At 73.1% G+C, this 25,983-nt stretch carries 19 protein-coding genes; 3 read left to right on the top strand and 16 right to left on the bottom strand.

Going from position 1 to position 25,983, the window contains the following annotated elements; translation table 11 throughout:
- Positions 1-73 precede the first annotated feature (73 nt).
- From ACYVPE_RS01675 to ACYVPE_RS01665, 3 genes are all read right to left on the bottom strand, one after another.
- Positions 74-1,477 carry a lysine N(6)-hydroxylase/L-ornithine N(5)-oxygenase family protein gene (locus ACYVPE_RS01675; protein ID WP_461031521.1) on the bottom strand — a complete coding sequence of 468 codons (1,404 nt, stop codon included), beginning with the start codon at positions 1,475-1,477 and terminating at the stop codon, positions 74-76.
- Positions 1,464-2,963: a pyridoxal phosphate-dependent decarboxylase family protein gene (locus ACYVPE_RS01670; RefSeq protein WP_461031520.1), complete on the bottom strand. Its 1,500-nt coding sequence runs from the start codon at positions 2,961-2,963 to the stop codon at positions 1,464-1,466. The genes ACYVPE_RS01675 and ACYVPE_RS01670 overlap by 14 nt, the downstream gene beginning before the upstream one ends.
- Positions 2,964-3,124: 161 nt before the next feature.
- Positions 3,125-3,508 carry a winged helix-turn-helix transcriptional regulator gene (locus tag ACYVPE_RS01665; RefSeq protein ID WP_461031519.1) on the bottom strand — a complete coding sequence of 128 codons (384 nt, stop codon included), beginning with the start codon at positions 3,506-3,508 and terminating at the stop codon, positions 3,125-3,127.
- Positions 3,509-3,574: 66 nt separating this feature from the next.
- Between ACYVPE_RS01665 and ACYVPE_RS01660 the strand changes: the two genes are divergently transcribed.
- Entirely contained in the window at positions 3,575-4,216 is a 642-nt protein-coding gene (locus ACYVPE_RS01660) for an NAD(P)-dependent oxidoreductase (protein ID WP_461031518.1), read from the top strand.
- On the opposite strand, the gene pepN is transcribed toward ACYVPE_RS01660, so the two are convergent.
- Both pepN and ACYVPE_RS01650 read right to left on the bottom strand, forming a co-directional pair.
- Positions 4,213-6,753, bottom strand: a complete 2,541-nt coding sequence (gene pepN, locus ACYVPE_RS01655; protein WP_461031517.1) for an aminopeptidase N — start codon at positions 6,751-6,753, stop codon at positions 4,213-4,215. The genes ACYVPE_RS01660 and pepN overlap by 4 nt on opposite strands.
- Positions 6,754-6,852: 99 nt before the next feature.
- Positions 6,853-7,194 (bottom strand): chorismate mutase, encoded by a 342-nt coding sequence (locus tag ACYVPE_RS01650; protein ID WP_461031516.1) that lies wholly within the window; start codon positions 7,192-7,194, stop codon positions 6,853-6,855.
- A gap of 23 nt (positions 7,195-7,217) precedes the next feature.
- On the opposite strand from ACYVPE_RS01650, the gene ACYVPE_RS01645 reads away from it, so the two are divergent.
- Both ACYVPE_RS01645 and ACYVPE_RS01640 read left to right on the top strand, forming a co-directional pair.
- A complete protein-coding gene (locus ACYVPE_RS01645; protein WP_461031515.1) occupies positions 7,218-7,598 on the top strand; it encodes a VOC family protein in 381 nt (126 codons plus the stop codon).
- Between the two features lie 9 nt (positions 7,599-7,607).
- Positions 7,608-8,747, top strand: coding sequence for a serpin family protein (locus tag ACYVPE_RS01640; RefSeq protein WP_461031514.1), 1,140 nt, complete (start codon positions 7,608-7,610; stop codon positions 8,745-8,747).
- 22 nt (positions 8,748-8,769) lie between these two features.
- Here ACYVPE_RS01640 and ACYVPE_RS01635 read toward each other — a convergent pair whose 3' ends face one another.
- From ACYVPE_RS01635 to trpB, 11 genes are all read right to left on the bottom strand, one after another.
- Positions 8,770-9,594, bottom strand: a complete 825-nt coding sequence (locus ACYVPE_RS01635; protein ID WP_461031513.1) for a carbohydrate ABC transporter permease — start codon at positions 9,592-9,594, stop codon at positions 8,770-8,772.
- Positions 9,591-10,580 (bottom strand): carbohydrate ABC transporter permease, encoded by a 990-nt coding sequence (locus ACYVPE_RS01630; protein ID WP_461031512.1) that lies wholly within the window; start codon positions 10,578-10,580, stop codon positions 9,591-9,593. Before ACYVPE_RS01630 ends, ACYVPE_RS01635 begins: the two co-directional genes overlap by 4 nt.
- A complete protein-coding gene (locus ACYVPE_RS01625; RefSeq protein WP_461031511.1) occupies positions 10,570-11,895 on the bottom strand; it encodes an extracellular solute-binding protein in 1,326 nt (441 codons plus the stop codon). The genes ACYVPE_RS01630 and ACYVPE_RS01625 overlap by 11 nt, the downstream gene beginning before the upstream one ends.
- Positions 11,896-12,307: 412 nt before the next feature.
- Positions 12,308-13,768, bottom strand: a complete 1,461-nt coding sequence (locus ACYVPE_RS01620) for a glutamate synthase subunit beta (RefSeq protein ID WP_461031510.1) — start codon at positions 13,766-13,768, stop codon at positions 12,308-12,310.
- A complete protein-coding gene (gene gltB / locus ACYVPE_RS01615; RefSeq protein ID WP_461031509.1) occupies positions 13,761-18,320 on the bottom strand; it encodes a glutamate synthase large subunit in 4,560 nt (1,519 codons plus the stop codon). The genes ACYVPE_RS01620 and gltB overlap by 8 nt, the downstream gene beginning before the upstream one ends.
- A 354-nt stretch (positions 18,321-18,674) precedes the next feature.
- On the bottom strand, positions 18,675-19,373 hold the full coding sequence (locus ACYVPE_RS01610) for a VIT1/CCC1 transporter family protein (protein WP_461031508.1): 699 nt from the start codon (positions 19,371-19,373) through the stop codon (positions 18,675-18,677).
- Positions 19,374-19,564: 191 nt separating this feature from the next.
- Positions 19,565-20,566, bottom strand: coding sequence for a prolipoprotein diacylglyceryl transferase (gene lgt / locus ACYVPE_RS01605; RefSeq protein ID WP_461031507.1), 1,002 nt, complete (start codon positions 20,564-20,566; stop codon positions 19,565-19,567).
- Between the two features lie 120 nt (positions 20,567-20,686).
- Positions 20,687-21,430 carry a DsbA family protein gene (locus ACYVPE_RS01600; RefSeq protein ID WP_461031506.1) on the bottom strand — a complete coding sequence of 248 codons (744 nt, stop codon included), beginning with the start codon at positions 21,428-21,430 and terminating at the stop codon, positions 20,687-20,689.
- A gap of 69 nt (positions 21,431-21,499) precedes the next feature.
- Entirely contained in the window at positions 21,500-22,717 is a 1,218-nt protein-coding gene (locus tag ACYVPE_RS01595; RefSeq protein ID WP_461031505.1) for a DUF1266 domain-containing protein, read from the bottom strand.
- 66 nt (positions 22,718-22,783) lie between these two features.
- A complete protein-coding gene (gene trpA, locus ACYVPE_RS01590) occupies positions 22,784-23,599 on the bottom strand; it encodes a tryptophan synthase subunit alpha (RefSeq protein ID WP_461031504.1) in 816 nt (271 codons plus the stop codon).
- On the bottom strand, positions 23,596-24,924 hold the full coding sequence (trpB, locus tag ACYVPE_RS01585; protein ID WP_461031503.1) for a tryptophan synthase subunit beta: 1,329 nt from the start codon (positions 24,922-24,924) through the stop codon (positions 23,596-23,598). The genes trpA and trpB overlap by 4 nt, the downstream gene beginning before the upstream one ends.
- Between the last annotated feature and the right edge of the window lie 1,059 nt (positions 24,925-25,983).

Genomic DNA, 25,983 nt, shown 5'->3' with positions numbered 1-25,983 from the left:
AGACCGACAACTCACAGAATGAGCAACGGCCCGCTCTTTTGAGCCCCCCATTCTTGTATGGGGGAGGCCCCGGCTAACGAAAGGGAGAGTGCCCCCTTCCGCGTGCCGCAAACTCGGGGGCGCGGCCGGCCCGGGCCGCGGGGCGGAGCCCGAAGGTGGTGAAGGCCGCCCGTTCGGGCAGCGAGTAGCAGCGCTCGCCGGTCAGGGTGTTCAGGATGACGGCGCTGCGGTGGGCGACCAGGCCCAGGTCGGGGGCGCCGACGCCGTGCGTGTGCCGCTCCGCGTTGACCACGAAGATCGACCCGGTGATGCCCGGGTCGAGGTCGAGCCGGTAGTCGGGGTGGATCCTGGGCCGGCCGGCCGCGTCCCGGCGGAGCTCCTGGTCGAGGGCGGGCAGCAGGGGGTCGAGTGGCCGGTCGCGGTAGCCGGTGGCGAGCACCAGGGCGCCGGTGGTCAGCCGGGAGCGCTCGCCCTGCTCCTCGTGGTCGAGGTGCAGCTCGATCTGGGTGGTGCCGAGGCGGCCCGCGGTGCGGACGCTGACCCCGGGGGTGAGCACCGCGTCCGGCCAACCGCCGTGCAGCGAGCGGCGGTAGAGCTCGTCGTGGATGGCGGACAGCGTCTCGTGGTCGACGGCCTTGTGCAGCTGCCACTGGCGCCGCACCAGGTCGTCCCTGGTGGACTCGGGAAGCCCGTAGAAGTAGCGGGAGTAGTCGGGGGTGAAGTGCTCGAGGCCGAGCCTGCTGTACTCCATGGGCGCGAAGGCGGGGGTGCGGCTGAGCCAGTGCAGCCGCTCGCGGCCCTCGGGCCTGCGGCGCAGCAGGTCGAGGAAGATCTCGGCGCCCGACTGCCCGGAGCCGACCACGGTGACGTGCTCGGCGGCGAGCAGCCGGTCGCGGTGGTCGAGGTAGTGGGCCGAGTGGAGCACCGGGATGGTGGTGGTCTCGGCGAGGGGGCGCAGCGCCTCGGGGATGTGGGGCTCGGTGCCGATGCCGATGGCGAGGTGGCGGGCGTGGGCGCGGCCGACGGCCTCCGCCTCGCCGTGGGAGCCGAGGCGGGTGAAGTCCAGGTCGAAGACGGAGTCGTCGGCGTTCCACCGGATGGCGTCGACCTGGTGACGGAAGTTGAGACCGGGGAGTTGGCGGGTGACCCAGCGGCAGTAGGCGTCGTACTCGGCGCGGTGGCTGTGGAAGCGCTCGGCGAAGTAGAAGGGGTAGAGCCGCTGTTGGTGCCGCAGGTAGTTGAGGAAGCTCCAGGGGTTGGTGGGGTCGGCCAGGGTCACCAGGTCGGCGAGGAAGGGCACCTGGAGGGTGGTGCCCTCGATCAGCAGCCCTGGGTGCCAGTGGAACTCGGGCCGGCGTTCGTACCAGGCGGCGCGCAGCCCGGGGATGGGGAAGCTCAGGGCGGCCAGTGACAGGTTGGCGGGGCCGATGCCGATGCCGGCGAGGTCGAGTGGGGCTTCGGTCTCAGTGGTGGTCATCGCCGGGGTCCTTCGGGGTCGTGCCGTCGTAGTGGTCGAGTACCAGCTTGATCAGGGCGGTCAGATCGCTCTGCTGGACCTGCGGGTTGAGCAGGGTGGCCTTCAGCCAGAGGCCGGGCCGGCCGTCGGGGCCGGCGGCGGTGGCGCGGCCGAGGACGGCGCGGCCGTCCGTGAGGAGCCGGCGTCTGACGGCGGCGACCTGGGGCGCGGTGGCGCCGGCCGGGCGGAAGAGCACGGTGCTGATGACCGGTCGGGAGTGGAGTTCGAGCCGGGGCTCGGCGGCGATCAGCGTGGCCAGGTCGGCGGCGGCGGCGCAGGTGCGGTCGACGAGGGCGGCGAGCCCGGACCTGCCGAGTGCTCGTAAGGTGACGGCGATCTTGAGGACGTCGGGGCGGCGGGTGGTGCGGATCGAGCGGCCGAGGAGGTCGGGGAGGCCGGCCTCGGTGTCGTCCTCGGCGTTGAGGTACTCGGCGCGCTGGCCGAGGGGGGCGAGGGTCGCGGCGTCCGGCACGGTGAGGAGCCCGGCGGCGACCGGCTGCCAGCCGAGTTTGTGCAGGTCGAGCGTGACGCTGTCGGCGCGGTCGAGGCCGGCGAGCTTGGCGCGGTGGGTGGGGCTGAGGAGCAGCGGGCCGCCGTAGGCCGCGTCGACGTGCAGGCGGGTGGGGCGGCCGGCGTGCCGGGCGGCGGCGACGGCGTCGGCGAGGGCCGGTAGCGGGTCGATGGCGCCGCTGTCGGTGGTGCCCGCGGTGGCCACCACGAGGGCCGGGGTGGGGCCGGTGGGGACGCACTCCAGGGCGTCGAGCCGGAGCAGGGCCTCGCGCACGGCGGCGGGGTCGAGGACGCCGCGTGGGGTGGGCAGCACCCGGGGGGCGGGGAGGCCGAGCAGCCAGGCGGCGCGGTGGACGCTGTGGTGGGCGTTGGCGCCGCAGACGATTCGCGGGGGCCGGCCGGCGGGGGCGGCGTGGGCCCGGTGTTCCCTGGCGAGGAGGGCGCCGAGGAGGTTGGCCTCGGTGCCGCCGGTGGTGACGAGCGCGTCGGGCGCCGGGCCGAGCGGGTGGACGAGGGCGGCGAGTTCGCGGGTGGTCTGGTCTTCGAGAGCGGAGGCGAGCGGGGCCTGGTCCCAGGAGTCCATGGAGGGGTTGAGGGCGCTGGCGGCGAGGTCGGCGGCGGCGGCCACGGCCAGCGGCGGGCAGTGCAGGTGCGCGGCGCAGTGCGGGTCGGCCGGGTCGGCGGCGCCCTCGGCGAGGGCCCGCACCAACTCGCGCAGCGCGGGGTGGGCCCCGGTGCCGTGGGTGGGGAGCGCGGGGCCGGTGGCGGCGAGCAGCCGGCGGGTGGCCTCGGGACCGCCGGCCGGGAGCGGGCCGCAGCGGGCGGCGGCGCCCTCGGCGAGGGCGTCGAGCACGGTGTCGAGGAGGGGGCGCAGGGCGCGCGGGCCCGAGGTGCCGCCCGCGAGCAGGCTGGCATCGTGCGCGGCGGGCGCGGGCATGGCGGACCTCTTCCGATGGCGGGTGGCGGTGCCGCGCTGCGCGGTCGGTGGCCACGGGGAACGGCCACAAGGTACGCCCCGGCCGACGGGCGAAGTCCCGGCTTTCCCACGTCATTCCCCCGAAGGGGGGACGGGGCCTCGCGGCGGTTCGTTCCCCACCGCTACCGGGCCGCGGCCTGGGGGTGGGCGGCGTCGTACCGCTCGCGGGCGTCGAGGAGTTCGTCCCAGTGCCGGGCGGTCCAGCCGCAGACGGTGGCGTAGACCTCCAGCAGGCCGCGGCCGAGCGGGGTGAGTGCGTACTCGACGCTGGCCGGCCGCCGGCCGACGGTGCGGGTCACGAGCCCGTCGCGCTCCAGGTTGCGGAGGGTCCGGCTGAGGACCCGGGGCGTGACGCGGGCGAGCGGCACCCGGAGTTCCGAGTAGCGGCGGGGCCCGGTCCTGAGGCAGGCGAGGATGAGTCCGGCCCATTTGTCGGCGAAGCGGATCGGCACGTAGCCGGACGGGCACAGCTCTTCGAACAGGTCGGGCGGCAGCGGCTCCCTCATGCCCGCCACGGTAGCCGCGCGGCGGGTATCCCGGGAGATACCGGGGTGGTCGCTACGGTCGGCGGCATGAGCGAGATGGTGGTTTTCGGGGCCGGCGGACGGGCCGGCCGGGTGGTCGTCGCGGAGGCGCGGCGGCGTGGGCACGGCGTGACGGCCGTGGTGCGGGATCCGGCGCGGTATCCGGAGCTGTCCGGCGAGGGCGTGCGGGTGGTGGCCGGGGACGTCACGGACGCGGCGCGGGTGGCGGAACTCGTCGCGGGGCACGAGGCGGTGGTGTCGGCGGCCGTCGTCTATGGGGCGGGCACCGATCCCGACGCGTTCTTCGCGGCATCGACGCGGGCGCTGCTCGGCGCGACGCGGGCGGCGGGGGCACGGCGGCTCGTCGTGGTGGGCCTGGCGACGCTGCTGCCGGACGCGGCGGGCGTGCCGTTGCTCGAATCCCCCGTGCTGCCGCCGGAGTCGCTGCCGTTCTGCCGGGCCCACGGGGCGGGTCTCGAGATGCTGCGGGCCGAGGGCGAGGACGTGGACTGGCTGTATCTGAGCCCGTCGGGGCTGTTCGACGAGGAGGGCGCGCGGTCCGGGCGCTACCGGGTGGCGGCCCACGGGGACCTGGGCGACCTGATCAGCTATCGGGACCTGGCGGTGGCGCTGCTCGACGAGGTCGAGACGCCGCGCCACCGCAGGACCCATCTGGCGGTGACGAGCTAGCCGACGTCGTCCGCCCGCCGCTCCCGGGCCGCCAACGCGCGCCGCAGGTCGTCGAGTTGGTCCGCGAGCGCGCGGCGCATCGCCGTGGTGAGCTCGGTGTCGCGCAGCGCGGCCTCGCCCAGGCGCAGGGTGCGGTCCTCGGCGAGGACGCGGGGGAAGGCGTGCCGGCCGGCCGCGACGGCCAGCGAGTGGCCGCGGCGGGCGGCCATGGCGGCGGCGTCGGCGTAGTAGCGCGGCACGTAGTCGGCGAGCAGCGCCCGCTGTTCGGGGTGCCAGAAGCCCTGGGCGGTGGCGATGAACAGGTAGTTGGAGAGCCGGTCCGCCGGGTCGAACATGGCCTCCCAGGCGGCCGCCTTGGCCGCCGGCTCGGGGAGTGCGGCGCGGCAGCGGGCGGCGCCCTCCTCGCCGGTGGCGGACGGGTCGCGGCGGGCCTCGGCGTCGATCTCGGCCTGGTCGGTGGCGCCGAGCACGGCGAGCCGGTGCAGGAGTTGCCAGCGCAGCTCGGGGTCGAGCTCCGGGCCGCCGGGCACGGATCCCGCGGCCCACCAGGCCCGGAGGGTGTCGGAGGCGGTGGCGGCGTCGATGGCGGTGCGGACGGCGATCAGCCGGCGGGTGGGGTCGGTGCCGTCGGCGGTGCGGCCGAGGATGTCGTGGGCGAGTTCGGTCAGCACCTGGAGGGCGGCTGCGCGGCGCTCGGCGGGCAGGTACTGGTCGGCGATCTGGTGCCTGGCGAAGCCGATGACGCCTTCGAGCAGGGCGGTGGCCGACTCGCCAGGGAGGTGCCGGCGGGCGGCGTCGAGGTAGGCGTCGGGGGCGAGTTCGCCGTCGCGGACCATGTCGCGGGCGGCGTTCCACACCACCGTGCGGCTGAGCGGGTCGGGGAGGCCGCCGAGGGCGCGCCGCGCGGTGTCCCAGGAGTCGGGGTCGAGGCGGACCTTGGCGTAGCTGAGGTCGCCGTCGTTGACGATGAGCAGGTCGGGACGGGTGCCCGGCTGTTCGTGGACGGTGGTGGCCTCGTCGGCGGGCAGTTCGACCTCGACGGCCGCGCCGCGCGGGGCCAGCCCCCGGCCGTCGGTGGCGTCGTAGGCGCCGAGGCGGAGCCGGTGCGGGCGGCCGCCGGTGTGGTGGAGGGTGAGCCGCCAGGCGTCGCCCGTGGTGTCCAGCTCGGGGGTGAGGGTGTCGGGTCCCGTGGTGCGCAGCCAGGCGTCGGCCCACTCGTGGACGGGGCGGCCCGACGCCTCCGCCATGGCGTCGATGAAGTCGGCGAGGGTGGCGTTGCCGAAGCGGTGGCGGGCGAAGTGGGTGTTGATGCCGGCGAGGAAGGCGTCCTCGCCGAGCCAGGTGACGAGTTGGCGGAGGGCGGAGGCGCCCTTGGCGTAGGAGATGCCGTCGAAGTTGGTCCAGGCGGAGGCGGTGTCGGGGACGGCGTCCGGGGCCGGGGCCACGGGGTGGGTGGAGGGGCGCTGGTCGGCGTCGTAGCCCCAGGACTTGCGGGTGATGGCGAACTCGGTCCAGGGCCGGAAGTCGGTGGCCTCGGTGAGGACCTGGTAGCCCATGAACTCGGCGAACGACTCGTTGAGCCAGGTGTCGTCCCACCAGCGGAGGGTGACGAGGTCGCCGAACCACATGTGGGCCATCTCGTGGGCGATGACGACGCCGCGCACCTCGCGCTGGGTGTCGGTGACGGCGGAGCGGTACACGTACTCGTCGCGGAAGGTGACGAGGCCGGGGTTCTCCATGGCGCCGGCGTTGAACTCGGGGACGAACGCCTGGTCGTAGGAGTCGAACGGGTAGGGCTCGGCGAAGATCTCGTGGTAGCGGTCGAAGCAGCGGCGGGTGATGTCGAGGATCTCCTCGGCGTCCTTGTCGAGGTGGGCGGCGAGGGAGCGCCGGGTGTGGATGCCGAAGGGCAGTCCCGCGTGCTCGGTGCGGACCGAGTGGTAGGGGCCGGCGGCGACGGCCATGAAGTAGGTGGCGATCGGCGGGGTGGTGGCGCAGCGCCAGCGCCCCGGGCTCTCCTCGGTGGCGATGCCGTTGCCGAGCACGGTCCAGCCGACGGGCGCGGTGACGGTGACGTCGAAGGCGGCCTTGAGGTCGGGCTGGTCGAAGGCGGCGAAGACGAGGGGCCCCTCGGTCATGCAGCACATGCTGTAGAGGTAGGTGAGGCCGTCCTCGGGGTCGGTGAAGCGGTGGACGCCTTCGCCGGTGCGAGAGTAGGGCATGTCGGCGCGGACGAGCAGCTCGTGCTCGCCGGCGGTGAGGGCGCGCAGCGGGAGCCGCCCGGCGACGAGGGTGGCGGGGTCGAGCGGGTGCCCGTCGAGGGTGGCCTCGTGGAGAGCGGTGGGCCGCAGTTCGACGAAGGTGTCGCCGGGCCGGCGCGCGGTGAACCGGATCCGGGTGGTCGAGGGGAAGGTGTCGGCGCCGTCGACCGCCCGGCCGAAGTCGAGGTCGACCGCGTAGTGGTGGACGTCGAGCAGCGCCGCACGCGACTCGGCTTCGATGCGGGTGAGGGAGGTGGTCCCGGTGGGTGTCGCCATGGGGTCATGCTGCCGCACGGCCGGTGGCGCCGCAGGCCCTTTTGCCCGCGGTTCCGGCTGGTCGGGCGGCCAGGGGCGGGGTCGGTGGGGGCGGGTCGGTCAGGTCGGTTCCGGGTCGTGGTCGTCGGCGGTGCCCCTGGCGATGGTCTCGTGGTGCCTGATGACCTCGGCGATCACGAAGTTGAGCAGCTTCTCGGCGAAGGCGGGGTCGAGCTTGGCGTTCTCGGCGAGTTCGCGGAGCCTGGCGATCTGCCGGGCCTCGCGGTCCGGGTCGGCGGCGGGGAGCCGGTGGTCGGCCTTGAGCCGGCCGACGCGCTGGGTGCACTTGAAGCGTTCGGCGAGCATGTGGACCACGGCGGCGTCGATGTTGTCGATGCTGTCGCGCAGCGCGGACAGCTCCGCGCGCACGCTCTCGTCGAGCTCGGTGCTGCTGCTGTTCATGCCGTCAAGCCTATGCTGCGGGGATGATCGCGACTCTGCAGTGCACGGTGATCGACTGTCCAGAACCGGCGGCCCTGGCGGGCTTCTACCGGGAGATCCTGGGCGGTGAGGTGGACGACTCGGACCGGGACTGGGTGTTGCTGGTGCCGCCGACCGGCGCCAGGTTCGCCTTCCAGCGGGTGCACGGCGAGTACCGGCCGCCGCGTTGGCCGGACCCGGAGTACCCCCAGCAGTTCCACCTGGACTTCGACGTGCCGCGGATCGAGGACCTGGCGGCGGCGCAGGAGCGGGTGCTGGCGCTCGGCGCCACGCTGCTGCACGACAGCGGTGGGGAGCGGAGCGGGTTCCGGGTGTACGCGGACCCGGCCGGGAAGCCGTTCTGCCTGTGCTACGGGCAGGGTTGAGCGCGGACGATGGCGGAGGCGGGGACGGCGGCGTCGCACGACGAGGCGATACGGCGGCTGGCCGGGCGCTGGTTGGCGCGGGTGGCGGCCGACGGGACGATACGGCGGGCCGGCGGGGACTTCGTGTGCTCGCCGGCCGGTCTTTGGCTGGCGCTGACCGCCGTGGCGGGCGGCGCGGCGGGTGGGACGGCGGTGGAGCTGCGCGACCTGCTGGGGGTGGCCGGTGAGGAGGCGGCGGCGGCCGCGACGGAGGTGGCGCGGGATCTCGGACGCTGCGCCGGTCTTTCGACCGTGACGGGCGTCTGGGCCAGGACGCCGCTCTACCGCGCGTACCGCGAGTCGTTGCCCGACATCGGCTTCGGGCAGTTGGGCCCGGGCGCCGCGACGGCGATCGACGACTGGGTGCGGGCGGCCAGCGGCGGGATGATCGAGCGGCTGCCGGTGACGCTGTCGCCCGACGTGCTGCTGGTGCTGGTGAACGTGCTGGCGTTCAGGGCCCGTTGGGAGTCGCCGTTCGCGCCGGCCGCGACCCGCCGGGCGCCGTTCACCGACGCCGGCGGGCGGCGGCACGAGGTGCCGACCATGCGGACGTTCGTCTCGCCCGCGGACGCCTGGCGGGTGGCCGGCGGCGACGGTGGGCCGGTCGACGTGGTGCAGTTGCGCTGCGCGGTGGGGGCCGGCGGGGAACGGCCCGCGGTGGTGCGCTGCGTGCTGGGCGCGCCCGGCGCGCCGGCCGAGTCGGTGTTGCCCGCGGCGTGGGCCGCGCCGGGGGCGCGCGCCGGGATGGCGGCGGACCGGGTGCGGGTGCTGCTGCCGCGGCTGACGCTGCGCTCCCGGCTCGAGGTGCTTCCGCACCTCTCGGCCCTCGGGGTGCGGCGCGCGACGTCGGGGCTCGCGGACTTCTCCGTGCTGTCGCCCGAGCGGCTGAGCGTCGGCGAGGTCGCGCAGGAGTGCGTGGTGGCGCTGGCCGAGGAGGGCGTGCGGGCGGCGGCCGTCACGGTGGTGCCGATGGCGCCGGGCGCCGCGCCGCGACCGGCCAGGATCCACGAGCTGGCGTTCGACCGCCCGTTCGGCGTCGTCGTGTTGGACGGCGAGGGCTCGGTGCCGCTGTTCACCGCCTGGCAGGCGTCCGCGCCGGCCGGTGCCTGAGCGGCTCGGCGCCCCGGCCGGGTCAGCGGATGGCGCCGGCCGCCAGGCCGCCGGCGAGGCGGCGCTGCACGAGGACGAAGAACACCAGCACCGGCAGGGTGATCAGGGTGGAGCCGGCCATGACGGCGCCCCAGTCGGTGCTGTACTGGCCGAAGAAGCGGTGCAGCCCGACCGCCGCCGTGTACTTGCCGTCGTCCTGCATGAAGACGAACGCGAAGACGAACTCGTTCCAGGCCACGATGAACGCGAAGATGCTGGTGGCGACGAGCCCCGGGGCGACGAGCGGCAGCAGCACGCTGAAGAACATCCGCCACCAGCCGCAGCCGTCCAGGTAGGCGGCCTCCTCGATCTCCTTCGGGATGGTGGCGACGAAGCCCCGCAGCGTCCAGATGGCGAACGGCAGCGAGAACGCCAGGTAGACGATGGTCAGTCCGAGGAGGCTGTTGAGGAGTTCCAGGCTGCGCATCTGGAGGAAGAGCGGGATCACCAGCGCTTCGAGCGGCACCATCTGCACGACCAGGATCATCACCAGGATCTTGGTGCGCAGCCGGAACTGGAAGCGGGCCACGGCGATGGCGGCGAACAGCGCGAGCGCCCCGGAGAGCAGCACGGTCCCGACGCCGACGATGGCGGAGTTGGCGAGGTACTGGCCGAACTCCCCCGTGTCGAAGACGTAGCGGAAGTGGTCGAGGGTGAACCCGGAGGGCAGGACGGCGGATCCGCGGTGGTCGGCGCCGGGGTCGAAGGCCGAGGAGATCATCCAGTAGACGGGGAACAGCGTGAAGCAGAGGAGCGCGGCGACGGCCACGCCGAGCCAGAACCGCCCGGCCGTCGAGGTGCGGTTCACAGGTCGTCCCTCTCGTTGGACAGCGCCCTGACGTAGGCCACGGTGATGCCGAGGAGCAGCAGTGTCAGCAGCACCGCGATGGCGGAGCCCATGCCGTACTCGTTGCGGCTGAAGGACTGGATGTAGGACCAGACGCCGAGGTTGAGCACCTCCGGGTTGGATCCCGCGCCGCCCGGCATCAGGTAGATCTGGGCGAAGACCTTGAAGTCCCAGATGGTCGACAGGATGGTGACGACGAGGAAGACGGGCCTGATGGTGGGGACGGTGACGTTCCAGAACCGCTGCCAGGCGTTGGCGCCGTCCATCAGGGCGGCCTCAGGCAGCTCCCGCGGGATGGTGAGCAGCGCCGCGTAGACGGTGACGGCCACGAAGGGGAAGCCGTGGTGGACGACGTTGAGCGCGGCGATGGCGTAGAACGACCAGCGGTCGGTGAACCAGTTGGTCTCCCGGGGTTCGATCGCGCCCAGGCCGTCGAGGCCGCCGCTGACGACGCCGTTGAGCGGGTCGAAGATCCAGACCCACACGTAGGTGCCGGTGACGGCCGGCATCGCCCAGGCCATCATGATCACGCTGGAGCAGGTGATCCGCCAGAAGCGGCCGAGGCGTTGCAGGAGCAGCGCGACGAGGGTGCCGACGACGACGGTGGCCAGCACGCAGACCACGGCGAACAGCACGGTGTTGGGCAGCACCGTCCGCCAGAGGAACGAGTCGCCGAGGATCTCGCGGTAGTTGTCGAGGCCGGTGTAGTTGCTCTCGCCGGTGTTGATCTGGCGGAGGCCGTAGTCCTGGAACGAGAGCAGCACGACCCGGACCAGCGGCCAGAACAGCAGGACGGCCAGGACCGCGAGGGCGGGCGCGAGAAGCAGCCAGGGGCGGAGAGCGCGCAGCCGGGCCGCGCGCCGGGCCGCGGCGGCGCGCGGGCCCGCGGAGGCGCCGGCCTTGGCCGGCGCCCGCTCGGGGTCCTTCCTGGTGAGCTCAGCCGCCAAAGGTCTGGTCCATGGCCGCCGCGGCGTCGTCGGCCGCCTGCTGAACGCTCTTGTCACCGGAGAGGATCGACTGGAGCATCTGCGGGATCAGCTGCTCGCCCTGGATGGCGCCGTACGCCTCGGTCACCGGCACGCTGGCGCCGGCCTCGCCCATCTGCTGGGCGAACGGGGCGACCAGCGGGTCCTGTTCCTGCTGCACGGCCTCCAACAGGGACTGCTGCCCCGGGAAGTAGCCCGAGGCGTCGGCCCACTGGGTGGCGAGGTCGCCGGTGGTCATCAACTCGATGAGCTGCCAGGCGAGTTCCGGCTCGTCGCTGCTGAAGTCGCCGAGCAGCGAGCCGCCGACGAAGGACGGGCTGAAGCCGCTCTCCTGTCCCGGCAGGGGCACGACGCCGATCCGGTCGGCCCAGGAGGCGTCGTCGGCGATCAGGGTGTTGACGGTCCAGTTGCCGTTGATGACCATGGCGGCCTCGCCGTTCTGGAAGCTCTCCAGCTGGTCGGTCTCCAGCCAGGTGCTGGCCGCGGCCACCGACAGCTGGTCCTCGGTGGCGAGCGAGGTGTAGAACTCGATGCCCTCGACGGCCTCCGGCGCGTTGATGGTGGAGGCCCACTGCCCGTCCGAGCCCTGCTCGGCTATCTGACCGCCGGCGCCCCAGATGAACGCGTCCACGCTGTACTCGCCGCCACCGATGACGGGGAACGGGATCATGTCCGGCTCCAGCTCCTTGAGCTGGAGCCCCACCTCACGCAACTCCTCCCAGGTGGTGGGGGGTTGCAGGTCGTGCTCGGCGAAGACGTCGGCCCGGTACATCAGCGACCTGGTGCCGGCGTACCACGGCATGCCGTAGACGGCGCCGTCCACCGTGGCCGCCTCCTCAAGGGCGGGCACCAGGTCGTCGGCGAGCCCGCTCTCCTCGATCTGCCCGGCGATGTCGGTGAGCGCCCCGGCCGCGCCGAACTCGGGCGCCCAGGTGCTGCCGATCTCCGCCACGTCGGGCAGCTCACCGCCGGCCATGGCGGTGGTGATCCGGTCGTGGGCGTCGGCCCACTGGATGAACTGCACGTCGAGCGTGGCGCCGGTCCGTTCCTCGAACGCGGCCTGGAGTGCCTCGACATAGGGATCGGCGTCCGGGTTGGTGCCCTCCATGATCCACAGCTCGATGGTCGTGCCCTCGCCCGACCCGTCCCCGTCGTCGTCCCCGCCGCCGCAGGCGGTCAACAACCCGAGCGACAACGCGGCCGCCCCGGCGAGGAATCGACGGTCGAGACGCCTGCCACGCGGTTGGGGGGACGCACCCCCGGGAGTTCGCACCATGACCAGACCCCTCCTGAAGCGCACTCGATCTTCGGCCGGCTGAGGGTCGATTGTGACAGCGCCCACATCACGCGATCCAGGCCCGCGGATCACGGAACGGCACCGTTTGTGGACTGGACCTCTGGCGCCGTGCCGGCTCGGCTGGTGTTTTCTCCCCACCCACCCGCCCCTTTTCGCGCTCCGCGCGGTGGGACCCCGCGGCCCGGGGGCCGAAGGCGGCGCCGGACCGTGGGGGTGGGTGGGGGAGAACGCGGCGACGCCCGCCCTTCGGTCGGGGAGGGCGGGCGTCGGCGGTGTCCGTACGACGCTGTACGGAACGACTCGCGAACCGGGCGGGTGGCCGGCGCCGTTGCCGGCACCCGCCCGGAGCCTGGGGTGGAAGGACGGTCGAGAAGCTCAGGCCGTCAGGCCGTCACGCGGCGAGCGCCCGGTCCGTCGGCCGCACCGGGTACGGCAGGGTGGACTCGCCCGTCAGGTGGCGGTCCACGCCGCGCGCCGCCGCGCGGCCCTCGGCGATGGCCCAGACGATCAGCGACTGGCCGCGGCCGGCGTCGCCGGCCACGAAGACGCCGGGGACGTTCGTCGCGTACTCGGCGTCCCGCGCGATGTTGCCGCGCGCGTCGAGGTCGAGGCCGAACTGCTCGACGAGGCCGTTCTCCCGGTCGGTGCCGGTGAAGCCCATGGCGAGGGTGACCAGCTGCGCCGGGATGCGCCGCTCGGTGCCCGGCTTCTGCTCCAGCCTGCCGTCGACGAACTCCACCTCGACCAGGTGGAGCCACTGGACGTTGCCGTCCTCGTCGCCCTCGAAGTGGGTGGTGGAGACGGCGTAGACCCGCTCGCCGCCCTCCTCGTGGGCCGAGGTGACCTTGTAGGTCATGGGGAACGTCGGCCACGGCTGGTGCCCGGGCCTGGCCTCGCTCGGCCGCGGCATGATCTCCAGCTGGGTGACGGACGCCGCGCCCTGCCGGTGGGCCGTGCCGACGCAGTCGGCGCCGGTGTCGCCGCCGCCGATGACCACGACGTGCTTGCCCTCGGCCGTGATGGGCGCGGTGATGAAGTCGCCCTCCTGGACCTTGTTGGACAGCGGCAGGTACTCCATGGCCTGGTGGACGCCGTTGAGCTCGCGGCCCGGCACCGGCAGGTCGCGCGGGGTGGTGGCGCCGGCGGCGATGACGACCGCGTCGTAGCGCCGGCGCAGCGCGGTCGCGTCGATGTCGCGGCCGATCTCCACGCCGGTGCGGAACTTGGTGCCCTCGGCGCGCATCTGCTCGATGCGCCGGTTGACGTGCCGCTTCTCCATCTTGAACTCGGGGATGCCGTACCGCAGCAGGCCGCCGATCCGGTCGGCGCGCTCGTAGACGGCGACGGTGTGCCCGGCCCTGGTGAGCTGCTGGGCGGCGGCCAGGCCCGAGGGGCCAGAGCCGATGACGGCGACCGTCTTGCCGGAGAGCCGCTGCGGCGGCTGCGGGGTGACGGCGCCGGCCTCCCATGCCTTGTCGATGATGGTGACCTCGACGTTCTTGATGGTCACCGCCGGCCGGTTGATGCCGAGCACACAGGCGGACTCGCACGGCGCCGGGCACAGCCGCCCGGTGAACTCCGGGAAGTTGTTGGTGGCGTGCAGCCGCTCGCTGGCCGCCGTCCAGTCGCCCCGGTAGGCGTAGTCGTTCCACTCCGGGATCAGGTTGCCGAGCGGACAGCCGTTGTGACAGAAGGGGACGCCGCAGTCCATGCAGCGGCCGGCCTGCTTGCTGATGATGGGCAGCAGCGAGCCGGGGACGTAGACCTCGTTCCAGTCCCTGACGCGCTCCTCGACGGGGCGGGACGTGGCGATCTCGCGCTCGGTGGAAAGGAAGCCCTTCGGGTCAGCCATGGGACGCCGCCTCCATCATCTTCTCGTGGGTCTCGGACTCGGAGAGCCCGGCCCGCTCGGCGGCGTCCTTGGCGGCGAGCACGGCCTTGTAGGTGGTGGGCATGATCTTGCTGAACCGGGCGACGGCGTTGTCCCAGTCCTTGAGCAGCGCGTCGGCGACGGTGGACCCGGTCTCCTCGGCGTGGCGGCGCACCACCTCGTGCAGCCAGTCGCGGTCGGCCTGGTCGAGCTCCTCTATGGCGACCATGCCGGGGTTGACCTGGTCGTGGTCGAGGTCGACGACGTAGGCGACGCCGCCCGACATGCCGGCCGCGAAGTTGCGGCCGGTGGCGCCGAGCACCACGGCGCGGCCGCCGGTCATGTACTCGCAGCCGTGGTCGCCGACGCCCTCGGCGACCACGGTGGCGCCGGAGTTGCGCACGCAGAACCGCTCGCCGACCCGGCCGCGCAGGTAGACCTCGCCGCCGGTGGCGCCGTAGCCGATGGTGTTGCCGGCGATGGTGGAGAACTCGGGCAGGTGGTCGGCGCCGCGGTCCGGGCGGACGACGAGGCGGCCGCCTGAGAGGCCCTTGCCGACGTAGTCGTTGGCGTCGCCCTCCAGGCGCAGCGTGACGCCGCGCGGCAGGAACGCGCCGAAGGACTGTCCGGCGGAGCCGGTGAAGGTGATGTCGATGGTGTCGTCGGGGAGGCCCCCGCCGCCGAACCTCTTGGTCACCTCGTGGCCCAGCATGGTGCCGACGGTGCGGTTGATGTTGCGGATGGCGAGCTGGGCCCGCACCGGCTGGGCGGCCTCCACGGTGTCGGCGGAGAGCGCGTCGGCGGAGAGCCTGATCAGCTCGTTGTCCAGGGCCTTGGCCAGGCCGTGGTCCTGGGCGATGGTGTGGTGCCTGGCGGCGCCCTCGGGCAGCGCCGGCACATGGAGCAGCGGCGCCAGGTCGAGGCCCTGGGCCTTCCAGTGGTCGACCGCGCGGGACACGTCGAGCAGCTCGGCGTGGCCGACGGCCTCCTCCAGGGTGCGGAAGCCCAGCTCGGCCAGGAGTTCGCGGACCTCCTCGGCGATGAACTCGAAGAAGTTCACCACGAACTCGGGCTTGCCGGCGAACCGCTCGCGCAGCACCGGGTTCTGGGTGGCGATGCCGACCGGACAGGTGTCCAGGTGACACACCCGCATGAGGACGCAGCCGGAGACGACGAGCGGCGCGGTGGCGAAGCCGAACTCCTCGGCGCCCAGCAGCGCGGCGATCAGCACGTCGCGGCCGGTCTTGAGCTGACCGTCGGTCTGCACCACGATCCGGTCGCGCAGCCCGTTGAGCAGCAGCGTCTGCTGGGTCTCGGCGAGGCCGAGCTCCCAGGGGCCGCCGGCGTGCTTGAGGGAGGTGAGCGGGGAGGCGCCGGTGCCGCCGTCGTGTCCCGAGATGAGCACGACGTCGGCGTGGGCCTTGGAGACGCCGGCGGCGACGGTGCCGACGCCGACCTCGGAGACCAGCTTCACGTGGATCCTGGCGGCCGGGTTGGCGTTCTTCAGGTCGTGGATCAGCTGGGCCAGATCCTCGATCGAGTAGATGTCGTGGTGCGGGGGCGGGGAGATCAGGCCGACGCCGGGCGTCGAGTGCCGGGTCTTCGCCACCCACGGGTAGACCTTGTGGCCAGGCAGCTGGCCGCCCTCGCCCGGCTTGGCGCCCTGGGCCATCTTGATCTGGATGTCGTCCGCGTTGACCAGGTACTCGCTGGTGACGCCGAACCGGCCGGAGGCGACCTGCTTGATGGCGCTGCGCCGGGTCGGGTCGACAAGACGCTCCGAGTCCTCGCCGCCCTCGCCGGTGTTGGACTTGGCGCCCAGCCGGTTCATGGCGATGGCCAGCGTCTCGTGGGCCTCCTGCGAGATGGAGCCGTAGCTCATCGCGCCGGTGGAGAACCGCCTGACGATCTCGCTGACCGGCTCGACCTCGTCGAGCGGCACGGGCTGGCGCTCGCCGTCCCGCAGCCGGAACAGGCCGCGCAGCGTCATCAGCCGCTCGGACTGCTCGTTCACCCGCCCGGTGTACTGGCGGAAGACGTCGTAGCGGCGCTCACGGGTGGAGTGCTGGAGCCGGAAGACCGTCTCGGGGTCGAACAGGTGCGGCTCGCCCTCGCGCCGCCACTGGTACTCGCCGCCGATCTCCAGGTCGCGGTGGGCCGGGGCCACGCCGGAGGCGGGGTACGCCTTGGCGTGCCGGGCCGCGACCTCGCGGGCGACGACGTCGAGACCGGCGCCGCCGATCTTGGTGGTGGTGCCGTGGAAGTAGGTGTCGACGAACGACTCGTCGAGGCCGACGGCCTCGAAGACCTGCGCGCCACGGTAGGAGGCGACGGTGGAGATGCCCATCTTGGACATCACCTTGAGGACGCCCTTGCCGAGCGCCTTGATCAGGTTGCGGATGGCGACCTGCGGCTCGACGTCCGGCAGGTAGGTGCCGCGGGCGACCAGGTCCTCGACGGACTCCATGGCCAGGTAGGGGTTGACGGCGGCGGCGCCGTAGCCGACGAGCAGCGCGACATGGTGCACCTCGCGGACGTCGCCGGCCTCGATCAGCAGCCCGACCTGGGTGCGCTGCTTGGTGCGGATCAGGTGGTGGTGGACCGCGGAGGTGAGCAGCAGCGAGGGGATCGGGGCGTGCTCGGCGTCGGAGTGCCGGTCGGAGAGCACGATGATCCGGGCGCCGTCGGCGATGGCCGCGTCGGCCTCGGCGCAGATGGCGGCGAGCCGGTCGGCGAGCGCCTGGCCACCGCCGCCGACCCGGTAGAGGCCGGAGAGGGTGGCGGCGGAGAACCCGGGCAGGTCGCCGTCGGCGTTGACGTGGATGAGCTTGGCCAGCTCGTCGTTGTCGATCACCGGGAAGGGGAGCGTGACGCTGCGACAGGAGGCGGCGGTGGGCTCGAGCAGGTTGGCCTGCGGGCCGAGCGAGGAGTAGAGGGAGGTGACGAGCTCCTCGCGGATGGCGTCCAGCGGCGGGTTGGTGACCTGCGCGAACAGCTGGGTGAAGTAGTCGAAGATCAGCCGCGGCCGGTCGGAGAGCGCGGCGATCGGGGTGTCGGTGCCCATCGAGCCGATCGGCTCGGCGCCGCTGCCCGCCATGGGGGCGAGCAGCACCCGCAGCTCCTCCTCGGTGTAGCCGAAGGTCTGCTGGCGGCGGGTGACGGAGGCGTGGGTGTGCACGACGTGCTCGCGCTCCGGCAGGTCGGCCAGATCGATGAGGCCGGCCTCCAGCCAATCGCCGTAGGGGTGCTCGGCGGCGAGCCGCTCCTTGATCTCGTCGTCCTCGATGATCCGGTGCTCGGCGGTGTCGACGAGGAACATCCGGCCGGGCTGCAGGCGGCCCTTGCGGACCACCCTGGCCGGGTCGATGTCGAGGACGCCGACCTCGGAGGAGAGCACGACGAAGCCGTCGTCGGTGACCCAGTAGCGGCCCGGGCGCAGGCCGTTGCGGTCGAGGACCGCGCCGACCTGGACGCCGTCGGTGAAGGTGACGCAGGCCGGGCCGTCCCAGGGCTCCATGATCGTGGAGTGGTACTGGTAGAAGGCTCGCCTGGCCGGGTCCATGGAGGCGTGGTTCTCCCAGGCCTCGGGGACCATCATCAGCACGGCGTGCGGCAGCGAGCGGCCGCCGAGGTGCAGCAGCTCCAGGACCTCGTCGAAGGTGGCCGAGTCGGAGGCGTCCGGGGTGCAGATCGGGAAGATCCGCTCCAGGTCCGCGCTCCCTCCTCCGAAGAGGTCGCTGGCCAGCTGCGACTCCCTGGCCCGCATCCAGTTGCGGTTGCCGCGGACGGTGTTGATCTCGCCGTTGTGGGCGACGAACCGGTAGGGGTGGGCGAGCGGCCAGCTCGGGAAGGTGTTGGTGGAGAACCGGGAGTGCACCAGGGCGATCGCGCTGGCCAGCCGGCGGTCGGAGAGGTCGGGGAAGAACGGCTCCAGCTGGCCGGTGGTGAGCATCCCCTTGTAGACGACGGTCCTGGCGGAGAGCGAGGGGAAGTACACCCCGACCTCGCGCTCGGCGCGCTTGCGCAGCACGAAGACGGCCCGGTCGAGCGCCAGGCCGGTCTTCTCGCCCGCCGCGTCGGCGACGAACAGCTGCCGGAAGGCGGGCATCGTCTCGCGGGCCGCGGCGCCGAGCAGCGCGGGGGCGGTCGGCACGTCGCGCCAGCCGAGGACGGTCAGGCCCTCCTCGGCGGCGACGGCCTCGATCCGGGCGACGGCCTCGGCGGCCGCCGCCTCGGCGGCGGGCAGGAAGCCGATGCCGACGGCGTAGGCGCCGCGCTCGGGCAGGGCGAACGGGACGCTCTCGCGGAGGAAGGCGTCCGGGATCTGGATGAGGATGCCGGCGCCGTCGCCGGTGTCCGGGTCGGAGCCGGTGGCCCCACGGTGCTCCAGGTTTCGCAGGACGGTGAGCGCCTGGTCGACCAGCTCGTGGCTGGCCTCACCGGTCAGAGTGGCGACGAAGCCGACACCACAGGCGTCATGCTCGTTACGCGGGTCATACATCCCCTGCGCTACCGGATGGGACGCAGAACGCATCGGCTCTCCCGTCGTCGTCTTGGTTTGTAGCTGGTTCCTAGGGACGACGCTGGCCCTGGCATACGCGAAATTTCGTGCAGGTTACACGATGTCCCGGTTCCCGGGAAGCGGATAGCACTGTCCACGATACGGACTTAGCTCCACTTGGCCGCGCCGGAAATGGCGGACAGGACCGCCCAAAGCACTTCGGGGTCGACGGGTGCACCGCTGCTCGTCGATGCGGGACACATGCCCGCCGTCAAACAACTGAAACCCGCCAGAAACAAAGCTCACCCAAAACGCGCTCAGCGGACATAGCACCCATGCGGGTCAAGCTTATTCCCGGCATCACGGCATCGCGCCGACCGGCCGCCGTCACCCCAGCGAGGTGCCGAGCAGCGCGCCCAGGGCGTAGGTGAGCCCGGCCGCCCCGGCGCCGAGCAGGAGCTGCCGCAGGCCGCCGTACCACCACGACCTGGCGGTCACCCGCGACACCACGGCCCCGCAGAGGAACAGCCCGACCAGGGCGATCACGGCGGCCGGCCACAGGCTGGCGGCGCCCAGCAGGTAGGGCAGCAGCGGCAGCAGCGCCCCGACCGCGAACGAACCGAACGACGACACCGCGGCCACGCCGGGTGACGGCAGGTCGGCGGGGCCCACGCCGAGCTCCTCGCGGGCGTGGATCTCCAGCGCCTGCTCCGGGTCGACGGACAGCTGCCTGGCCACCTCCCTGGCCAGCTCGGGCTCGACGCCCCGCCGCACGTAGACCTCGGTCAGCTCGGCCAGCTCGTCCGAGGGATGCCGGCTCAGCTCGCGCCGTTCGACGTCGATCTCGGCCAGCACCAGCTCCCGCTGCGAGGCCACCGAGGTGTACTCCCCCGCCGCCATGGAGAACGCCCCGGCGGCGAGCCCCGCCATCCCGGCGACGGCGATGGCGTGCGAGGACGCGGAACTGCCGGCCACGCCGCTGATCAGCCCCAGATTGGACACCAGACCGTCCATCGCCCCGAACACGGACGGGCGAAGCCACCCCCCGGTGACGTCGCGGTGGCTGTGGTGCGCCTCTGCGGACATGACGGTGCCGCCCTGCTTCCCTCGGCTACGGATCGGCCCCAGCCTGACACCGAACGGCTGCGCGGGCTAGCAAGGCAGGACGTACTAACCGCCGTGACCTGCGGCTTTCGAACGTTGGCTGGCGCAAACGGCGGCGGCCCGCGCGAGGCGCGGGCCGCCGGAAAGGATGGGTGGGGGGAAAGCGGCGGGGATCAGGTCGCCGGGGCCTTGGCGTCCTCGTCGCCCGGCTTCGTGTCGGCGGCGTCGTCGCCTTGTGCCTTCGCCTTGGCCGGCTTCTCGGGGGCCTCGGCGTCCGCCTCCGTGGCCTTCTCCCCGGCCTCGGCGGTGGCCGCGCCGGCCTCGGGGGTGGTCTCGCCGGTCTCGGCCTCCGCGGCCTGAGCATCGGCGTCCGGCTCGACGTTCTCCTCACGGCCCGGGCTGCGGCGCGCGGAGAGCACCAGGTAGACGATGGCCGCCGCGAAGACGATCAGGGCGGTCCAGTTGTTGAGCCGCAGGCCGAGGAACTCGTGCGCCTCGTCGATCCGCAGGTACTCGATCCAGAAGCGGCCCGCCGTGTAGCCCGCGACGTAGACCGCGAAGGCGCGCCCGTGGCCGAGGCGGAAGCGGCGGTCGGCCCAGATCACCAGCACGCCGACGCCGACGCACCACAGCGACTCGTAGAGGAAGGTCGGGTGGAAGGTGCCCTGGTCGAGGCCGTTGTCGATCTCCACCGCCCACGGCACGTCGGTGGCGCGGCCGTAGAGCTCCTGGTTGAACCAGTTGCCCCAGCGACCGATCGCCTGTGCGAACGCGATGCCGGGCGCGAGGGCGTCGGCCATCGGCGGCAGCGCGATGCCGCGGCGCCGGCAGGCGATCCAGGCGCCCAGCGCGCCACCCGCGATGGCGCCCCAGATGCCGATGCCGCCGTCCCAGATGCGGAACGAGTCGACCCAGTCGCGGCCGTCGCCGAAGTAGAGCTGGTAGTCGGTGATCACGTGGTAGAGCCGCGCGCCGACCAGGCCGAAGGGCACGGCCCAGACGGCGATGTCGGCGACGGTCCCCGGCTTCCCGCCTCGGGCGACCCAGCGCCTGCCACCGAGCCAGATGGCCAGGAAGACGCCGATGATGATGCACAGCGCATATCCGCGCAGCGGCAGCGGTCCGAGGTGGATCTCGCTTTCGCCGGGACTGGGAATCGAGGCAAGGATCTCCATGGTGTCCCCGACGCTACCCTGCCCGGCGCCCATGGGGTAATCCGCGGGTCCTTCCGGGGGCCACCGGGGCTCCCGGAAGGATCAACGCGTCACGCGGCGCCACGAGGCGGGTACCGACGGTCAGGCGTCCGCCAGGTCGTTCACCCGGTCGCGGAGGCTGTCGGGCGTCAGCGGGTTGGCGGAGTCGCCGTAGACGCTCTCGCCGTTCAGCAGGATCGTCGGGGTGGCGTTGTACTTCGAGTTCAGGAAGGCCGCGTTCGAGTCGCTGACCCAGCCGTCGTGGGTGCCGTCCTGGACGCAGGAGCGGAACGCGTCCGAGTCGAGGCCCTCGACGTCCTTGGCGAGGTTGATCAGGTGCGACGTGTCGGCGAAGGCGTCGTCCTGCTCGGCCGGCTGGTTCTCGAAGAGCACGTCGTGGTACTGCGGGAAGCGGTCCTCGTCGCGCGCGCAGGCGGCGGCGTTGGCGGCGCGCTTGGAGCCTTCGCCGCCGACGTTGCCGTCGATGATGCTGACCAGGTGGTACTCCACGCGCAGCTTGCCCGCGTCCGTCAGCTCGTTGATGGTGGTGCGGAAGTTGTCCTCGAACTGGCCGCAGGCCGGGCAGCGGAAGTCCTCGTAGACGGTCAGCGTCGCCGGCGCGTCCGAGGGGCCCACGGTGATCGGCTCGGCGTTCGTGGCGTCGCTGGAGCTGTCTCCGTTGTTCGCCGCGACGATCCCCACCCCGGCCGCCGCCGCGAGGATCACCAACGACACGCCGGCCATCTTGGCACCGCGCACCCGACGCTCCGAGGTGCGCTCCCGCTCCCGCGCCCGCCTGATCCGCTCGCGGGCACTCTGCTTTCCGTCACGATTTCTCTGGCTCACGCCCTGAGCCAACGAACCGCGCCCGGTCAGGACACGCCCAGCGGGCCAGTCGGTCGGCGCGAAGCCCCGTCAGTGCTCCGAGCGGTCGGCCGCGGACTGCTCCCACGACACGCTCAGCCAGGGGCTGTCCTGGTCCGTGGACAGCAGACGGTGCGCGGCGACCATCTCCGTGTACCAGTCGCCGAACTCCTCGCTGTCGAAGTGCAGGCAGCGGCCGAGGATGTAGCCGGCGGCGAAGTCGGACCAGGAGCGGTACGCCTGGCGGGCGGCGGAGCCGGCGCGCAGCACCGCCCGCTCGGTCTCGGGAAGTTCGCAGTAGCGAGCGCCGAGCCCCCAGCGCGCCATGCAGGAGGCGCGCCCGAAGTCCCAGGCGAGCACCGAGCGCACGCAGTCCTCGGCGGCGAGTAGGCCGTCGGCCCTGAACCGCGCCTCGTAGCGCAGCACCCGGCCGATCAGCTCCTGCACCAGGGCGATGTCGGCGTCGAGGTCGAACTCGGGCGGCCGGCCGGTCTGGTCGACCACCTCGGCGGTCCGCGAGACGAGCACCCGCTCGGCCGTCTCGCGCCACCGCACGGCGCCGGGCGTCGGGCCGTACTCCTGGATCAGCGCCTGCCGCACCCGCAGCACGAACTCCCAGGCGGGCGAGATGACCTCGCCGCGCAGCAGCCGCTCCTGGATCTTCTGCCAGTCGCCGCGCCCCGACACCCCCCACCAGGTGCGGAGCAGTTCCCGCTCCTCGCGGTAGCCGCCGTTCTGCCAGCCGAGGTGGTTCCAGAGGGAGCCGTTGTTGACGAAGAGCAGCGCGCCGCACGCCATGCCGTGCGCCAGCGGGCCGGAGCGGTGCCCGGTCCACAGCGTCTTGAGCTGGCTCTCCTGAGTGGCGTTCCTGGCGTACTTGCGCCAGCGCTTGGCCTCGGCTGGGAGGAAGGTCTCGACGGGGGTGCCGGGGTTGACCGCCAGCCAACGGACGGGTCTGGGCCAGGACTTGGCGAGGCCGGCGAGGTCGCCGCGTTCGAAGATCCGCCCGTCGGCCGGCGGCGGCAGCATGCCGCGGGTGAAGACGGCCACGCAGAGCCCGTCGACCTGGGGGTCCTTGAAGGTGCTGAAGCGCAGGCCTTCGGGGACGGCGTCGGCCATCTCCTGGGACATCGGGAAGAACAGGTCGGTGCCGGCCAGGACGGAGAAGAACGCGGGCCAGTCCCCCTTGGAACCGGCCTCGTACAGGCCCTGTTCCACCGCCGTGGGCGGCTGCCACGGTATGTCTTCCGCGGTCCCGTCGGTCCCCATGGCCCACGACTTTACCGGAACGCGGCCCGGCCCAGGCGCCGCGACCGCGTTCCGGTGAACGGGCGGTCAGCCCGTGCGCCGTACCCCGGCGGCGAGTTCGGCGGCGAGTTCCCTGACCCTGGCCAGGGCGGTGGCCTCGTCGTCGTGCTCCAGCAGCGGCTTGACGAAGGCGGTGCCCACGATCACGCCGTCCGCGAACGCCGCCACCTCGGCCGCCTGCCGGCCGCTGGACACGCCGAGCCCGACGCAGACGGGCAGTTCGGTGGTGGCCCTGGTGCGGCGCACCAGCTCCGCCGCGTCGTGGCTGACGGACTCGCGGGTGCCGGTGACTCCCATCAGGGAGGCGGCGTAGACGAAGCCGCTGCCCGCCGCCGTGATGGTGGCGAGCCGCGCGTCCCTGCTGCTGGGGGCGACCACGAACACCGTGGCCAGGCCGTGCTGTTCGGCCGCCTTCCGCCAGGCGTCCGACTCCTCGACCGGCAGGTCGGGCAGGATGCAGCCGGCGCCGCCCGCCTCGGCCAGCTCGGCGGCGAACCGCTCGGGCCCGTACCGGTCGACCGGGTTCCAGTAGGTCATGACCAGCACCGGCACGCCGGTGGCCGCGTGGACCTCGCGGACGGTGCGCAGCACGCCGGCGATCCGGATGCCGCCGCGCAGCGCGATGTCGTCGGCGGTCTGGATGACGGGGCCGTCGAGGACCGGGTCGCTGTGCGGCAGGCCGATCTCGATGACGTCGCAGCCGCCCTCCACCATGGCGGTGACGGCGCGGACGCCGCCGTCGACGGTGGGGAAACCGGCCGGGAAGTAGCCGATCAGCGCGGCCCGGTCGGCCGCCTTGGCCGCCGCCAGCACGGCGCTCAGCGCCGCCGCGTTGCCACTCACTTGTCGCCCTCCTCGGCCTTGTCGCCGGCCTGCTCGCCGGCCTGTTTGTCGGACTGCCCGTCGGACTGCTCGTCGTAGAACCCGAAGTATCGGGCGGCGGTGTCCATGTCCTTGTCGCCGCGGCCCGAGAGGTTGACGACGACGAGTCCCTCCGGGCCGAGCTCGCGGCCGACCTCCAGGGCGCCGGCGAGCGCGTGGGCGCTCTCGATGGCCGGGATGATGCCCTCGGTGCGGGACAGCAGCAGCAGCGCCCGCATCGCCTCGTCGTCGGTCACCGGCCGGTACTCGCCGCGGCCGCTGTCCTTGAGGTAGGCGTGCTCGGGGCCGATCCCCGGGTAGTCGAGGCCGGCCGAGATCGAGTACGGCTCGGTGATCTGGCCCTCGTCGTCCTGGAGGACGTAGGACCGTGAGCCGTGCAGGATGCCGGGCTCGCCGACCGTGAGGGTGGCGGCGTGCTCGCCAGACTCGACGCCGTGGCCGGCCGCCTCGCAGCCGACCAGACGCACGCCCTCGTCGGGGATGAACGCGTGGAACAGGCCGATCGCGTTCGACCCGCCGCCGACGCAGGCCACGACGGCGTCGGGCAGCCGGCCGGCCTCCTCCTGGATCTGGCGGCGTGCCTCGACGCCGATCACGCGGTGGAAGTCGCGCACGAGTGCCGGGAAGGGGTGCGGCCCGGCGACCGTGCCGAACAGGTAGTGGGTGTGGTCGACGTTGGCGACCCAGTCGCGGAACGCCTCGTTGATGGCGTCCTTGAGGGTGCGGCTGCCGGACTTCACCGGGATCACCTCGGCGCCGAGCATCCGCATCCTGGCGACGTTGAGCGCCTGCCGCTGGGTGTCGATCTCCCCCATGTAGATGGTGCACTCGAGGCCGAACAGGGCGCAGGCGGTCGCGGTGGCCACGCCGTGCTGGCCGGCGCCGGTCTCGGCGATGACGCGGGTCTTGCCCATCCGGCGGGTGAGCAGCGCCTGGCCGAGCACGTTGTTGATCTTGTGGGAACCGGTGTGGTTCAGGTCCTCACGCTTGAGGAACACCCGCGCCCCGCCGGCCTCGGCCGCGAACCGCGGCACCTCGGTCAACGGGCTCGGCCGGCCGGTGTAGTGCGTGAGCAGCCGGTCGAGTTCGGCGGCGAAGGCGGGATCGGCCTTCGCCTTCTCGTACTCGACCGCCACCTCCTCCACGGCGGCGCGCAACGCCTCGGGCACGAAGATGCCGCCGAACGCCCCGAAGTACCCGGTGGCGTTGGGCACGGGCCCTTCATGGTCGGGAAAGAAGTACTCCGCCGCGGACCGGGTGGTCGCTGCGGACTCGAAGTCAGACATACGGTTCGTTGCCTTGCCTTCCGAATGGATCGAGATCAGGAACGAGAACGAGATCGAGAACGAGGAGATCGACGACGAGACCGGGCGCGGGCCGATACCGCACGCAGGTCCGGTCCGGTCCGGTCGGCGGCCAGTCGCCCGCAGGCCGTCGGGACAGCGCTGGGCGTCGCTCGGGCGAACGGGCTCAGCGACCGGGGTCCTGCGGGGAGCGCGGCCGATGCCGGCCGGGCCGGCGTGGGCCGGTGCTACCGGACGTCGGTTCTGATGGTCAGGTGAGGTCCTGACGTGACGGACGGGCCCGGTATGGTCACCCGCCGAAACGTCCGGTGAGCGACGACGGCCCGGCTTCGCCGGTCAGGCCGCCGGCCATCGGCGGCCGTTGACCTGGCCCGGCTCGCAGCCGATGTGGTAACGAACACGACGCCCCAGCACGCGCCGGGCGGGCGCCCGGCAGCCTCGGGGCCGACGCCCACGACCCGGGTCACGGGACGGCGGCGCCGTCTCCCGGACGCCGGCGGTCATCACGAAGCCACCACGGTCGAGCCCACTCGCCGGCCCGGCACCCGGGCCGCTCGGCACCTCGCCCCGCGGAGCGAGGCACGGCGAGCCGTGGCCGGCGGACTCGCCGCGGCCCGACGGCACCTCAGAGAACCCGTCGTCGCCGCCGCTACCCTGCGGCGCGGGCCGTGGCCGGCCACGGCCCGCGCCGGCCAGCGCCGTCTCACCAAGCAAGGCGCGACCGCCACAGCCTGCACAGCGGCCCCGCGGGGCCTCGCCGCGCGGGCCGTGGCCGACAGCCAGGCCGCTACCCTGCGGCGCGGGCCGTGGCCGGCCACGGCCCGCGCCGGCCAGCGCCGTCTCACCAAGCAAGGCGCGACCAGCACAGCCTGCGCAGCAGCCCTGCGGCTCCTCGCCGCGCGGGCCGTGGTCGGCGGCCATGCCGCTCCGCGGCACCTCGCCCGGCCGGCCGAGACCGAGGGAGCCGTCCCGCCGGGGCGCCGGCGCGGGCGACCGCCCGGGCGTGGCGGCTCCGCCGCCTCCGCCCGCGGTCGAGCCCGC

The organism is Streptomyces mayteni, assembly GCF_054783955.1.
Note: the sequence above shows the minus strand (reverse complement) of the source record. Positions and strands in the feature narration are given on the sequence as shown.

Coding starts and splice junctions, on each gene's coding strand:
- ACYVPE_RS01675 (WP_461031521.1), bottom strand. CDS start 1,477: ATGACCACCACTGAGACCGAAGCCCCACTCGACCTCGCCGGCATCGGC.
- ACYVPE_RS01670 (WP_461031520.1), bottom strand. CDS start 2,963: ATGCCCGCGCCCGCCGCGCACGATGCCAGCCTGCTCGCGGGCGGCACC.
- ACYVPE_RS01665 (WP_461031519.1), bottom strand. CDS start 3,508: ATGAGGGAGCCGCTGCCGCCCGACCTGTTCGAAGAGCTGTGCCCGTCC.
- ACYVPE_RS01660 (WP_461031518.1), top strand. CDS start 3,575: ATGAGCGAGATGGTGGTTTTCGGGGCCGGCGGACGGGCCGGCCGGGTG.
- pepN (WP_461031517.1), bottom strand. CDS start 6,753: ATGGCGACACCCACCGGGACCACCTCCCTCACCCGCATCGAAGCCGAG.
- ACYVPE_RS01650 (WP_461031516.1), bottom strand. CDS start 7,194: ATGAACAGCAGCAGCACCGAGCTCGACGAGAGCGTGCGCGCGGAGCTG.
- ACYVPE_RS01645 (WP_461031515.1), top strand. CDS start 7,218: ATGATCGCGACTCTGCAGTGCACGGTGATCGACTGTCCAGAACCGGCG.
- ACYVPE_RS01640 (WP_461031514.1), top strand. CDS start 7,608: ATGGCGGAGGCGGGGACGGCGGCGTCGCACGACGAGGCGATACGGCGG.
- ACYVPE_RS01625 (WP_461031511.1), bottom strand. CDS start 11,895: ATGGTGCGAACTCCCGGGGGTGCGTCCCCCCAACCGCGTGGCAGGCGT.
- ACYVPE_RS01620 (WP_461031510.1), bottom strand. CDS start 13,768: ATGGCTGACCCGAAGGGCTTCCTTTCCACCGAGCGCGAGATCGCCACG.
- gltB (WP_461031509.1), bottom strand. CDS start 18,320: ATGCGTTCTGCGTCCCATCCGGTAGCGCAGGGGATGTATGACCCGCGT.
- ACYVPE_RS01610 (WP_461031508.1), bottom strand. CDS start 19,373: ATGTCCGCAGAGGCGCACCACAGCCACCGCGACGTCACCGGGGGGTGG.
- lgt (WP_461031507.1), bottom strand. CDS start 20,566: ATGGAGATCCTTGCCTCGATTCCCAGTCCCGGCGAAAGCGAGATCCAC.
- ACYVPE_RS01595 (WP_461031505.1), bottom strand. CDS start 22,717: ATGGGGACCGACGGGACCGCGGAAGACATACCGTGGCAGCCGCCCACG.
- trpB (WP_461031503.1), bottom strand. CDS start 24,924: ATGTCTGACTTCGAGTCCGCAGCGACCACCCGGTCCGCGGCGGAGTAC.